Annotated in this window: 10 protein-coding genes; all 10 read right to left on the minus strand. The window is 63.4% G+C overall.

Annotation, left to right across the window (positions count from 1 at the left end):
* Position 1: 1 nt before the first annotated feature.
* A complete protein-coding gene (locus M729_RS0104095) occupies positions 2 to 646 on the minus strand; it encodes an alpha/beta fold hydrolase (protein ID WP_027160828.1) in 645 nt (214 codons plus the stop codon).
* Between the two features lie 209 nt (positions 647 to 855).
* Positions 856 to 1,971, minus strand: a complete 1,116-nt coding sequence (locus M729_RS0104100; RefSeq protein ID WP_024501731.1) for a tetratricopeptide repeat protein — start codon at positions 1,969 to 1,971, stop codon at positions 856 to 858.
* Positions 1,968 to 2,873, minus strand: a complete 906-nt coding sequence (locus M729_RS0104105) for a Ku protein (protein ID WP_024501732.1) — start codon at positions 2,871 to 2,873, stop codon at positions 1,968 to 1,970. The genes M729_RS0104100 and M729_RS0104105 overlap by 4 nt, the downstream gene beginning before the upstream one ends.
* Before the next feature lie 419 nt (positions 2,874 to 3,292).
* Positions 3,293 to 5,785 carry a DNA ligase D gene (gene ligD, locus M729_RS0104110; RefSeq protein ID WP_027160829.1) on the minus strand — a complete coding sequence of 831 codons (2,493 nt, stop codon included), beginning with the start codon at positions 5,783 to 5,785 and terminating at the stop codon, positions 3,293 to 3,295.
* Between the two features lie 45 nt (positions 5,786 to 5,830).
* Positions 5,831 to 6,055 carry a hypothetical protein gene (locus tag M729_RS0104115; protein ID WP_027160830.1) on the minus strand — a complete coding sequence of 75 codons (225 nt, stop codon included), beginning with the start codon at positions 6,053 to 6,055 and terminating at the stop codon, positions 5,831 to 5,833.
* Positions 6,056 to 6,279: 224 nt separating this feature from the next.
* Entirely contained in the window at positions 6,280 to 7,461 is a 1,182-nt protein-coding gene (locus M729_RS01000000134630) for a glycosyltransferase family 9 protein (protein WP_338039707.1), read from the minus strand.
* Between the two features lie 100 nt (positions 7,462 to 7,561).
* Positions 7,562 to 8,785: a GNAT family N-acetyltransferase gene (locus tag M729_RS0104125; protein ID WP_027160831.1), complete on the minus strand. Its 1,224-nt coding sequence runs from the start codon at positions 8,783 to 8,785 to the stop codon at positions 7,562 to 7,564.
* Between the two features lie 12 nt (positions 8,786 to 8,797).
* Positions 8,798 to 10,027, minus strand: a complete 1,230-nt coding sequence (locus M729_RS0104130) for a GNAT family N-acetyltransferase (protein WP_027160832.1) — start codon at positions 10,025 to 10,027, stop codon at positions 8,798 to 8,800.
* A gap of 8 nt (positions 10,028 to 10,035) precedes the next feature.
* Positions 10,036 to 11,343, minus strand: coding sequence for a hypothetical protein (locus M729_RS0104135; protein WP_027160833.1), 1,308 nt, complete (start codon positions 11,341 to 11,343; stop codon positions 10,036 to 10,038).
* Entirely contained in the window at positions 11,340 to 12,509 is a 1,170-nt protein-coding gene (locus M729_RS0104140; RefSeq protein WP_013530608.1) for a glycosyltransferase, read from the minus strand. Before M729_RS0104140 ends, M729_RS0104135 begins: the two co-directional genes overlap by 4 nt.
* Positions 12,510 to 12,686 lie beyond the last annotated feature (177 nt).

Genomic DNA, 12,686 nt, shown 5'->3' on the forward strand with positions numbered 1-12,686 from the left:
TTCAGGAAGCGATCCGACCCGACCACGCCTTGACCGTCCCGGCCAGCGTCTTCAGATGATCGGCGGTCGAAAACCCCGAAACACTCTTGCGAGGCTTGAGATCGTGGTCGCCGTCCTCCAGCCAGATCACCTCGATGCGATCGGAAAGGTCGTAAGTCGCAACCTCGTCCCTGGTGCCGAACTCGTCGCGGGTGCCCTGGAAGATCAGCGTCGGCGTCTTTAGATCGGCAAGGTGTTTGGTCCGCAATTGATCGGGCTTGGCCGGCGGATGGAAGGGATAGCCGAGGCACAGCAGGCCTGAAATCTCGCCCTTGGCAAACATCTCGTCGGCAACCATCGAGGCGACGCGCCCGCCCATCGACTTGCCGCCGATGACGAGCGGGCCGGTCACGCCCTTCGCCCTGAGGTCGGCTATCGCCTTGATATATTCCGGGTTGACCGTCTCGGCCCGCGGCGGCGGCTTGCGGTGGCCATAGCGGCGGGCAGCCATATAGTGGAACTCGAAGCGCGCGACCTGGAAGCCGGCTTCGGCCAGCGCCTTGGCGGTGGCGGTCATCGAGGGGGAATCCATCGACGCTCCGGCGCCGTGAGCGAGCAGGATGGTGACGGGGGCGGCATCGTGGCCATCGAAGAGGAATGTGGTCATGGGGCGGCCTTGCTGGAGAGGTCGAGTTCCGTCACACCCCCCTCTGTCCTGCCGGACATCTCCCCCGCAAGCGGGGAGATTGCGCGCTCAACCGCTTTCGCCAATCTCCCACTTTGCAAGCAGGAACGGGACGCCCAAGCTGCCGATCTCCCCCCTTGCGGGGGAGATGGCCGGCAGGCCAGAGGGGGGTGNTCAAGCGCCAGCATCCCTCACCCCGCCGTACGCGCCAACTGCAGATCCACGAACTGCACGCCCTTGGCCGCCACCCGCGACCACTCGGACTCCGCATCGAGTTCGAGATAGCGCACCCACAGCCGCCGCGCCTCCGGCAGATCGCCGGCGTCGAATTCGAGCCGGGCGAGGTTGAACACCGGATCGGCATAGTTTTTGTCGAGCGCGATCGCTTTCTGCAGGTGCCTTCGCGCCGAGGCCTCGCGGCCCTGCTCGCTCATCAGCCCAGCGAGGTTGAACCAGGCCTCGACGAAGGCCGGATCGAGTTTTATCGCATTGATATAATCGTGCGCGGCGTCCGCCGCGTGGCCGCCGGCGCGCAGGCAGTTGGCGCGGTTGAAGGCGGCAATCGCATCGCTCGGATCGATGGCGAGACAGCGCTGGTAGAGTGCGGCTGCCCCATCATGGTCGCCACCCTCCTCCGCCGCTTCGGCCTCGGCAAACAACTCTTCCAGTGTGTCGTCGCCTGCTGAACCGGCGCTGCCCAAATCGAACAGAAGCTGTCCGTCGAGTTCGCTCTGGCCGCCTTCGAGATAGATCGCATCGGCGCGCCCATGCTGCGAGCCGACATTGAGCGACTTGGCGGTCAGCGACGCCACCGGGCCGGAGCGGTGGACGGAGCGCGCGATCGCCCCCCATGTCGCGCCGCCGGCGACGAGCCCGGCATATTTGCGCGCCAGGATCAGGTCGCGGAAGGAATAGGGTTCTGCGTCATGCTCGAACGCATCGAACAGTGACAACAAATCGAGCTCGACGCCGGATAGCCGCGACTGATCGATCAGCGATTGCCGCGACAGCGAAGACGCTTCCGGTGTCTTCATCAGTCCGAGAAGGCGCAGGAACCCGTTCTCGCTGAGGAGCTTGTGCCCGGCCGCGCGCTCGGCGGCGACACGGCGCTCGATCTCGGCATCGCCGTTCCTGGAAAGCCCGGCTTTAGCGAGCAGCGTGCGGCCGCACACGACATGCGTGGTGCGCCTGGTGACGCCGCGCCGCAGCTGGCCGTGCTGGCGTTCGACTTCACGCGCGGCCAGTCTGAGCGGAAACGCCGCCAGCGCGCCGATGGTGCCGAAAACAGCGCCGGCCGGTGCCGTCATTTCTTGCTCTTGCCGACCGCCTTCAGCAGATTGGCCTTCAGCGGATTTTCAGCAGCACCACCCGCTGCCGCTTTCTTTGCGGCTGGCTTGGCAACCTCGTCGGCCTTGCTCTTCGACTTGGCCGGCGGCTTCGATTGCGACAGGCTCGCCTTCAGCGCATCCATCAGGTTGATGACATTGCCGCGCTCCGGTGCCGCCGCAATGATCGGCTTGTGGCCTTTCAGCTTCTCGCGGATCATCGTCATGAGCGCCGCCTCGTAGCGGTCCTCATAATTCTTCGGATCGAAGGTGGTTTCCTTCTGCTTGATCAGCGCTTCGGCGAGCTGCAGCATTTCGGGGTCGGGCTTGCCAGCTGGAATATTGCCAAAATATTCAGCCGTTCCGCGCACTTCGTTCGGGTTCCTCAAGGTGCACACGAACATGCCGTTCTCGCGCGCGCCGATCGTCACCACGCGCTCGCGGCTCGACAGCACAAGGCGGGCGATGGCGAGCTTGCCGGATTTGCGCATCGCTTCGCGCAGCACGGCGAAGGTTTCCTCCGCCATCGCGCCGTCGGGCGCCATGTAGTAGGGCGCGTCCTGGTAGATGACGTCGACCTCGTCCTCGTCGACGAAGGCCTCGATGTTCATCGTGTGATTGGATTCGATGCGCACCGCGTCGAGGTCTGCATCATCGATGATGATGTACTGCTTGTCCTCGTATTCGTAACCCTTGACCAGATCAGCACGCTCGACGAGCCCTAGTTCGGGGTCGACCGGCTTCATGTTGATGCGGTTATGGGTCTTCTTGTGCAACTGGTTGAACGAGATGCGCTCGCTGGCGCTGGTGGCGGGATACAACCGCACCGGACAGCTCACGAGGCTGAGTTTGAGGTAACCTTTCCAACTTGCCCTGGGCGCCATGAAACACTCCTACGCGGTCATGCACTGACAAAGACCTGCAGCGCTTTCGTCCGAGGACGATTGAGGCTGAGCAAATCCTACACCGACCGCACACAATACCGGCAAATCCCTGACGAAATCTTCCGCCATGCATTTGAGGTCGTGGACAGAGAATAATTCAAATTGTTGGAAGCGTCGATGGACTGGAATTTGAAACGCTGGCGGGACAGCGCCCCCCTCTGTCCTGCCGGACATCTCCCCCTCAAGGGGGGAGATCAACAGCTTCGGCGTCTCGCCCACTTCAGCAGCGTTGCAGATTAGCGGAAGCCCGGGTAGTGGCCAATCTCCCCCCTTGAGGGGGAGATGTCCGGCAGGACAGAGGGGGGCGCCACGGATCGCGGCGGTCCTTGTTCTGCAACTACTTACTTCGTCTTCTGCAACTACTTCGTCGCCCCCGAGACCACCGGCAGATCCCGCGCAAACTTATCAATCTCCGCCCACGGATCGCCCGACGTCGCCAACAGCCCTGGCAGCGACGAATAATTCAGATCCTGCGGCGCATCGATGGATTCGAGGTCGCTCCAGCTGACCGGCGTCGAGGCCGGCAGATTGGTGCGGGCGCGCAAGGAGTAAGGTGCTGCGGAGGTGTGGCCGCGCGCATTGCGGTGGTAGTCGATGAAGATGCGCTTCTTGCGGTTGTCCTTGCCCATGGTGGTGGTGAAAGTATCAGGCGCCGTCGTCGCCAGATGCGTGGCGATCGCGCTGGTTGCCTGGTGCAGTTTCTTCCAGTTCTGCTTGCCTGTCACAGGCACCGTGATGTGGATGCCGCTGCCGCCGGAGGTCTTGGCGAACGGCACCAGCCCCAGGCGCTCCAATTCGTCCTTGATGTGCACGGCGGCCTCGACCACCTCGCGCCAGGTGATCCCCTCGCCCGGATCGAGGTCGAGGACGATCTGGTCGGGTCTGTCGAGGCTGGCGCGGTGGGTGCCCCAGGTGTGGAACTCGACGACGCCGAACTGCGCCAGCGCCAGATACCCTTTCGCGCCTTCGACCGAGAGATAGGATTTGGTTTCGCCCTCGGAATTTGTCGCCTCGAATGTCACCACCGAGGGCGGCATGCCGGTGAAGGCGTGGCGCTGGAAGAAGCAATCCTTCGGCAGGCCGGTCGGGCAGCGCACCAGCGACACCGGCCGGCCGAGAATGTGCGGCAGCATGAAATCGCCGACCAGCGCATAATAGACGGCGATGTCGAGCTTGGTCGGGCCGGTCTTGCCGAACAGCCGGCGCGTCGGGTTGGTCACCCAGATGGTGGCAAGGTCAGCCTCGGCGATCAGCCGCTTGCGTGTCGAGGATACCGGCGTCGACAGGCCGACATCCCTCAAACCGCGGAAGACGCCGTGGCGCAGTGCGTTGTCCGATGTGCGGTTGGCGTAGTGGATGCGCGCCGACAGCAGCGGCCGCACCCAGTTCATCTCGCGCATGATTTCGCGCGGGACGCCCTCGGGCGCGGTGGCGCCTTCCCGCAGCGGCTCCAGCCTGGCGAGCAACTCACCGGCGGTGGCGGCATCGAAACCGGTGCCGACCTTGCCGCGATAATGCAATTCACCATCCTCGAACTCTGCCATGCCGAGCGCCGCCAGCCCTTCGGCCGCATCGGAGATGGTGAAGCCGGCGATGACGAAGTCGCCCGACTGCAGCGCCTTGGTCTTGGTCCAGCTTTTGCTTCGGCCGCTCTGATAGATGGCCGTGGCGCGCTTGGAGACGACACCCTCCAGCCCCAGTTCCGACGCCTGGCCGTAGAGCCCCTGCCCCGAGCCCTCGACATGGTCGGAGAACTGGATGGCGGAATTGGCGCCGAGGCTCGACAGCATCTGCGCGAGCAGCGCCTTGCGCCGGACCAGCGGCGCCTTGGTCAGGTCCCAGCCGTCGAGATGGAGAAGATCGAAGGCGTAGAAATGGAGCTTGCTGCCGGCGCCCTCCGCCAGCGCATCCTGCAGCAGCGCGAAACGGCTGATGCCCCGGGCGTCGAGCACCACGATCTCGCCATCGATGATGGCGTCGCGGCACGGCAGTTTGGCGAACGCATGCGGCAGGTCGCCATAACGCTTCGTCCAGTCGATGCCGCCACGGGTGATCAGCTTGACCACGCCGTCAGTGAGATGCGCCATGGTGCGGTAGCCGTCGAATTTGATCTCGTGCAGCCAGACTTGTTTGGTGTCTTCGCCATCGGGCGGTTTTGGCACCTGCGTCGCCAGCTGCGGCTCGATACGGGCAAGCATGGGGGCCTTGAAGGCGCCCGGCAGCGTGCCGGGCGTCAGCGATCCCTGTCTGGGCGCGGGTTTGGCGGCGGGCTTTGCCGGCGCCGCCAGCTCCTCGATGCGCAATCCGGATTTGACGCTCTCCGGCCGGGCCGTGAGGATGTCAAGCGCGGTGTCGGCGGCGAGGTCGCGCTCCTTGAACAGCAGCCAGTTCTTCTTGTTTTCGTCCTCGCCGGGTTTCGGTTTCAGCCGTGTCAGCATCCAGCCGCCATTGAGCTTGTCGCCGGCCAGCCGGAACTTGAAGGCGCCGGTGCGCAAGCTCTTTTCGACATCGTCCATCGGCGCCCAGCTGCCGGTGTCCCAGACGATCATCGGCCCGCCGCCATACTCGCCTTCGGGAATGACACCCTCGAAGTCGATATATTCGAGCGGATGATCCTCGGTCTCGACCGCCAGCCTTTTGTCGGCCGGATTGAGCGAAGGCCCGCGCGGCACCGCCCAGCTCTTCAAGACATCGCCGACCTGCAGTCGCAGATCATAATGGTCTGCGGTGGCGTGGTGCTTGTGCACGACGAAGCGGTTACCGTCGCTGCTGACGAGCCCGCCAACCGGTTCCGGCGTCTTGGCGAATTCGCGTTTGGCGCGATAGGCTTTGAGCTTTGGTGGAGTTGTCATCGCAAAGATCGAAGCACGGCGGCCAGGAACAAGCCAGTCACGCTCTCAATCGTCAGCGGCCGGCGTCAACTCGAGCTCCGCCGGCGACAGCCCTTGCTGCAACTGGCTCAGCCGGAATTCGTCGACCCAATAGGCCTCGCCATCGACCAGAACCCGGGCTTGGTAGGTGCCCTCCGAAAAACGCTGCTCGGTGATGTAGACCTTGTGACGATCGAGCGCTTTGCGCACCGCGGCGCGTTTGGAATTCTGACCTGTGACGGGACTGAACATGACACTGCCCTCGGTCGCCCTGACACGCAACACGGCCGCTGTCGGCGGCCTTGCGACTGGCTCCAAGGATGCCGGAGACGAGGTGTCCTGTCAATTTCGTGGCAGTGCAGATTGCAGTCCGGTTAAATTTTGCAGTCTTTTGAAGATGCTCGGGTCTCGGCCTGAATCACGATGTGAAGCGCGCGAAGACGAAGCCGCGCGTGATCGTGCCTATTGCCGCCAGCCTACGAAGCGGCCGGCATACCCGAATGAGTGGATTTTCGGACTGCCCCGATGAGATCGAGTGTCGCTGCCGCGACCTCGGCAACCTGAAGCCGCTGCACACAATAGACCCCACCGGGGTTGTTTTCTTTACAAACACCTGGAGCGATGCATGGACAGGGCATGACCGGCTGGAGCGTCCGGTTCGGGACACCGAACGGGCCCCATTGCTCGGGCGACGTCAGGCCGTACAACCCCACCGCTGGAGTTCCGACAGATGCCGCGATGTGCATCGGGCCGCTCTCATTGCCTAGAAAGATTGATGCTTCGGCCAACAATGCCGTCAGGACTTCAAGCGAGGCCTTTCCGACGACACTGGCGACCGGCGACGCTGCCACTTCAAGGATCCTTTGCGCGGCAAGCCCCTCATCCGGCCCACCAACGAGCAGAGATCGCAACCCGGTTTTGGCGTATACCTCGTCGATGACCGCAGCAAAATGTTGCGGCGGCCAACAACGTCCTTCGAACCTAGCGCCGGCATGCACGGCCACATATGACTTCTTTGCCAAAGCGTTTTCCGCAAGAATCCTGGCACACTCTTCCTGGGCGGTCCCGTTCGGCTGCAGCCGAGGCGTTGGGTCCTGACAATCCAACCCAAGCGCGTGGAGTGGAGACAGGTTCCTGTAGAGATAATGGGGGCCGCCCTGTCCGAAAGTCGCGGCGAGAACGTTTGCAAGCTGGATTTCCCAGAACTTCATCGGATGCTCGGAAGGATCGAAGCCGACGCGAAGTGGAGCGCCGATCAAACGATGCATTATCCGCGAGGTTTTTGAATCGGTAAGGTCGATGCTAAGATCGAATTTTCGACGCCGCAGATCAGAGATGACGCCACGATAGTCGCTCAAACGCTTGAGCAGAGTCCTTCCTCTGCCGCGGGATTCAAAGCCAACGGCAACATCGGCGATCCCTTGCGCGACGATGAACTGCTTGAGTCCCGGCGCACAAAGCATGGTTACCGATGCTTGTGGATAAGAAAGACGCAGATTGCGAACCAAAGCAGATGTCAGAACGACATCTCCAATGTACTTCGTTTGAATAATGAGGATGGAACGAATCCCATCTCCTAAACTTGCATTCATCGAGGTGATCTGCCGAAAACGCCAATTTGAGAAAATCTGCCGACGACACTCATTTCTGAACGTCAAGCGCGCTTTCAAATATAGAGCCAACCAACCCTGTCAACAACCTTGCCGGCCTTGGTGCCTCTTTGCATCGGTCGTCGGCAGGACCGGCAAACGCTCGTCCTCAGTCCTTCAGTCGCCGCAAGCGGCGCGTCAGGCCCTGAACGGCTTTGAGCAGCCGGGGGCGCGACCGCGTCATGCCTTCGACCCGGCTGCGCAACAGAATGGCTGCGTTCGCAGCCCTGCCCCGCACCGTCACCGGTTCGCAGATCTCGGCCAAAACCGAACTCGAGGCACCAATATGTTGCTTGTAGCCCTGGCCGCCGACCGACAGGTCGAAATAGTCGAAGCCCCGCTCGCATCCCCACATCATCAGCTTGCCCATCGTCGTCAGGCCGGGTGAGACATTGGCGACCGCGTTCTGGTCGATGCCCAGCAGGAGGGCGTGAAGTGTGCCTTTTCTGACCAGCACATAGATGGAGGCGAGCCAGGCTTCACCGACGCGTAGACCGAAGAGCCGCACCGATCCATTGGACAGACCTTGCAGCGCCGCGGCGCGGTAGAAATCGACGACCGGGACCTGCGTCAGGAGATCGAAACGCCCAAGCTCACGAAAACGCTTCAGCCGCAGTTCCAGCAGCACATCCAGGAGCTCCTCGGTCAGATCCGGCGTGTCGGCCTCGACCAGAGCGAGGCCACCAAGCTGTTCGAAGCCGCGGCAATGCTTGCGGAAGGCCTTGGCAAAGGACGGCTTGCAGATCCGCTTGATGAGCGTCTCCGGGTCGCCATGCAGGACGAGGCCGGAGGTGACCTGGATGGAGTCGCGCGCCACCGAAAGCAGTGCCAGCGGATTGACCAGGCCGTGGATCTGCTGCGGGATCCCGGCGATATGGATGCGATCCGCCGGTGGCAGAACGGCACGGACCGCCGCCCACATGGCGTCGGCACTCTGCCTGGTCCACGCTCTCCCATCCGCCAGCAGCGGCACCGAGTAGTCGCACACGCGGCAGCTCAGCCATTCGATGACGTGGTGGCCGAGGGCCCGGCGCCGCATCAGCGGCAGCAGCATGGCCGGCGCGCCGGTCACGGCGTCACTCACCTCGATGACGACCAGGTCCGCGTCCTTGGGCATCAGCCGTGCGGCGATTCCTTCGACCCAGGCATAGTGCTGATGGGCAGTGCAGACGCCGTGCGCCTCAAGCAGCAGCCATAGCAGCCTTACGGTATCAAAACTGGTGTGCAGCCGAGCCGTGAAGTGCGCGGTTGCATCAGCGTTGGCGACAGTCGGGGAAAACCGCCCACCGGGCAAATCCCTTATCGGAGTCGTTCGCGCCGCGTAGCTTGCCACATGCTTCTCCCGTCATTCCGAGCCCCCACGCAGGCGCCGCAAGTCCCGCATCAGTCCCTGGAGCCTCTTCAGCAGCCGAGGTTTGGAGCGCACGAACACCTCGGCCCGGTTGCGGACCTCGATGGCTGCGCTCACGGCGCTGCCTCGCACCGTAATCCCGTGGCAAAGCTCGCGCAGGCCCGAACCCACGGCACCCATATGTTCCTTATAACTCTGGTTGCCGACCGACAGGTCGAAATAATCGAAACCGCGGCCGCGCGCCCAGCTCATCAACTTGCCCATGATCAGAAGTCCCGGCGAGACATTGGGCACCGCGCCCTGATCGATTGAGATCAGCAGAGCATGAACGGTGACTTGATGGATCAGCAGGTATTGTACCGCGATCAGAGCTTCACCAACACGCAACCCGAAGAGCCGCACCGATCCATCCGACAGGCCCTCGAGAGCGGCGTTTCGATAGAAGTCGACAGCCGTCGCCTGCGTCAGCAGGTCGAAGCGGCCCAGTTCGCGAAAGCGGCTGAGCCGCATCCGGACCAGGCCGCCGAAGATGACCTCCACCAGGGCCGGCGTGTTGGCTTCGACCAGTTCCACGTCGCCAAGCCGTTCGAGGCGGCGCCAGTCCTTGTTGAAGGCCTTGACGAAGGATGGCCGGCATAGGCGCTTGAGCACGGTTTCCGGGTCGCCGTCGATGGCGAGGCCGAAGCTGGTATGCAGGGAATCGCGCGTGGCTGCGAGCAAGGCCAGAGGGTTGGCGACGCCGCTGATCGATTGCGGAATTCCCGTGATCTGGATGCGGTCCGCCGGCGGCAGCACGGAACGCACCGCAGCCCACGCGGCCTGCGCCGATTGCATCGTCCACGGGCTGGCATCGGCCAGCAGCGGTGCCGAATAGTCGCAAACGCCACAGCTCAGCCATTCGATCACCCGATGGCGGAAGGCCGGCCGCCGTATCAGCGGCACCAGCATTCGCGGCGCGCCCGTCACGGCATCGTTTACCTCCACGATGAGCAGTTCCGCACCTTCCGGCATTAGCCGCGCGACGATCCCCTCGGCCCAGGCATAATTTTGGTGGGCGGTGCACACACCGTCCGCCTGGAGGCGCAGCCAGAGCGGCCTCACCGCGTGCAAGCTGGTGTGGAGCCGCGCCGTGTAGGCATCGATGGCGACGACGGTGGCCGGATGGGAGGACTGGCCATCGGGCGAGCCGGTCACCGCAGCAATTTGCACCGCCTGGACTGCCATGTTTTTTCCTATCGCTTTGCCGTAGCGAACGGCAAGGTCCGCCGCCACAAGCCCAACCGGCTGTCACGCGCCTCATCGGGATGCTCGATATTCCACATGCGGTGATGCGCGAAATACCACGATGCCACGAGTACGAACATCTCCGAGACGGCGGAACCCAACAACGCCCACGGCGGAGACGCGATTGCCAGCAGGGCCGCGATCAGCGCCAGCCCGACGACCGCGCCGCCCGTGGTGATGAACGCGACGATCCGAAAATCGCCGAGTATCTCAAGCACGATGCGGGGCATGATATAGAGCATGATCGGGACAAAATTCGCGATCACGAAAAGCCCGATGAACCAGGTCGAAGCGTCCTGGAGAGCCTGGGATTTTATCATCGGCAGGACGAACATGATCGCACATCCATAAGCAAGGCCGCCGAGCCCCATGACGAGCGCCCAGATCTTGGCCTGCGTCCAGACACGGCCTGTTTCATTGTTCCGCATCAGCCTGGCGAGATCCGGCTGCGTCATGTTGACGAACGCAAGGCTGATGATGCGCAGCGGAGCAAACAGCACCAGAACCGCCGCCAGCGGTGCGTAGGCGGCTGGCCCGGCAATGCCGGCGACCAGCAGCGCCAGACATTGACCCTGGATGTTGGTGGTGGTCGCGCTGAATGCCGACCAGCGCAGTTGGGGCCAGAGCCTGACATAGCGTCGGCGCGTCGGCATGCGGAAGCTGATGCGAAGCGAGCGCCGAGCCAGGCGGACCAGAACGAAAATGCCGAAGACATTTGCGGCTGCAAGTGCATAGAATACGGTCTGCAGCGGGTCTTGGACCAACCAGATCGACAGCCCGGTCAGGACACAGCCGGCGACTGTAAAAGCGCCATCGCTGATGGAGACGACAACCTGCTGGCGCCGTGCGAAGAAAGCCGTGCGCATATGGCTGCGCAACGACCAGGCACCGACGAAGCAGCCGGCGGCAATTCCGCTTGGATCTCCAAGGACATGCATCAGAACAGCCGTGCCGACGGCCATCAGCAACGCCACGATCAGCGCCGCCGTTCCGAACGCCACGTCATAGGTATCGACGCCGGCGCTGTTGGTGCTCTTGCTCATCCAGATGCTGGCGGGAACAGCGGTGAGCGACCTGATATAGGACAGGCCGACCCCGCCCATCACCATGCCGATGGCGAAGAGGCCGTAGCCCTGCGCCGACAGCATGTGCAACAGCATGATGTTGAGGGCGAAATGAAAGCCGCTCTGCATCGCCTCGCCGCCGATCATCAGCACGAGGCGTCGAACCAGATGGCTCGGAAACGCTAACTTCACGGCCGTGTCTCCGCTGCGCGGGCAGCGGGCGCCCTGCCCGGCCGCGCGATGGTCGTCTTCAGCTTTTCGGCGGCGATCGCGGTGATCGCCGCGGCCGCGACCGGCTCGCTGAAGATCGCCTCATAGCGCGCGCGCCCGGCAGCGACAAACCCGCGCCAGGCCTCAGGGGCGAGGATGATCTCCTGCAATTTCGCGCCAAGAGCTACTGCGTCGCCGGGCGGAACATGCCAGCCGGTCTGCCCGTCGCTGACCACTTCCACCAGCCCGCCGATCGCCGACACAAGCGGCGGCCGGCCATAAGCCATCGCCTCGATGGCGACGCGGCCCAGCGATTCCGGACGCCGCGACGGCACGGTGACGATGTCGGCCCAGCGATAATGCTCCGAGGGATCGGGAATGAAAGGCAGGACTCCGACGCGCCCGGCAAGCCCCATGGTTTCGACCAGTTCGGCAAGCGCACGCTCGCGCTCGGTGCTCTCGAAGGCGCCGCCGACCAGCCTGACCTCGACCCTCGCCTGGAGTTCTGCCGGCATCGAGGCGATCGCCTCCAGCAGGACCTCCTGCCCCTTGATCCGGTTGATGCGGCCGAGCAGCAGCACCCGCAATGGGCGCTTGCCGTCATACGTCATTGGTTCGACCGCCGCCGGCCCGGCAACGCCGTTGTAGACGACATATGCGCGCGCCGCCTTGGGATCGCCAAACGCGGCGCGTGTCGCGCGCGAATTGAAGATCAGATCCGCATGGCTCCAGCGCATCAGGCCGACAAGTACCCTGCGCATGGCGCCTTCGGGGATTTCGTGGATGTGCAGGACGGCCTTGTAAGGCAGCAAGCGCGCGGCCAGCGCATAGTCGGCAACGATCGAGGTGTTGACATAGACGAGGTCGCAGGCCTTGAGGCGCCGCCACGCCCTGAACACGGCAACCGGCAATCGCGCCATCTCGACTGTCGCAAGGCGCGCAATGGCCTGACGCCTCAGCACCCAGAGCGGTTCGAAGACGATCCGGCTGGCATGCGCTTCCAGGATCTGGACGATCGGCCCGCTGCGCGGCAAGACCACCTCGATGTCGGCCGACGGAAACGCGGCGCGCAGCGCAGCCACGCTCTCCGCGAAGCTGCGGTCAGAACCATAGAGTTCATAACCCTGATGAACGCAGGCAATCCGCATCTTTGTTTCCCGCCGGGTGCTACAACCATCGCGCTGGGCGATTGTGGCAGAACCCCGTCCGCAAGAATCATGCCTGGTTCGATATGTCCGACTGCCGGCCGTACGCCCCTGGCATTGCTTCGTTTCGATACAGCTACGCACAGAAGGGTTGACCGAGAATGAAACAACCACCGGGTT

This window comes from Mesorhizobium sp. WSM1293 (genome assembly GCF_000513875.1).
Taxonomy (GTDB): Bacteria; Pseudomonadota; Alphaproteobacteria; order Rhizobiales; family Rhizobiaceae; genus Mesorhizobium; species Mesorhizobium ciceri.

Excerpts from the sequence above, each read along its gene's own strand:
- M729_RS0104100 (WP_024501731.1), bottom strand. The coding sequence starts at position 1,971 with ATGACGGCACCGGCCGGCGCTGTTTTCGGCACCATCGGCGCGCTGGCG.
- M729_RS0104115 (WP_027160830.1), bottom strand. The coding sequence starts at position 6,055 with ATGTTCAGTCCCGTCACAGGTCAGAATTCCAAACGCGCCGCGGTGCGC.
- M729_RS0104130 (WP_027160832.1), bottom strand. The coding sequence starts at position 10,027 with ATGGCAGTCCAGGCGGTGCAAATTGCTGCGGTGACCGGCTCGCCCGAT.
- M729_RS0104140 (WP_013530608.1), bottom strand. The coding sequence starts at position 12,509 with ATGCGGATTGCCTGCGTTCATCAGGGTTATGAACTCTATGGTTCTGAC.
- M729_RS0104095 (WP_027160828.1), bottom strand. The coding sequence starts at position 646 with ATGACCACATTCCTCTTCGATGGCCACGATGCCGCCCCCGTCACCATC.
- M729_RS0104105 (WP_024501732.1), bottom strand. The coding sequence starts at position 2,873 with ATGGCGCCCAGGGCAAGTTGGAAAGGTTACCTCAAACTCAGCCTCGTG.
- ligD (WP_027160829.1), bottom strand. The coding sequence starts at position 5,785 with ATGACAACTCCACCAAAGCTCAAAGCCTATCGCGCCAAACGCGAATTC.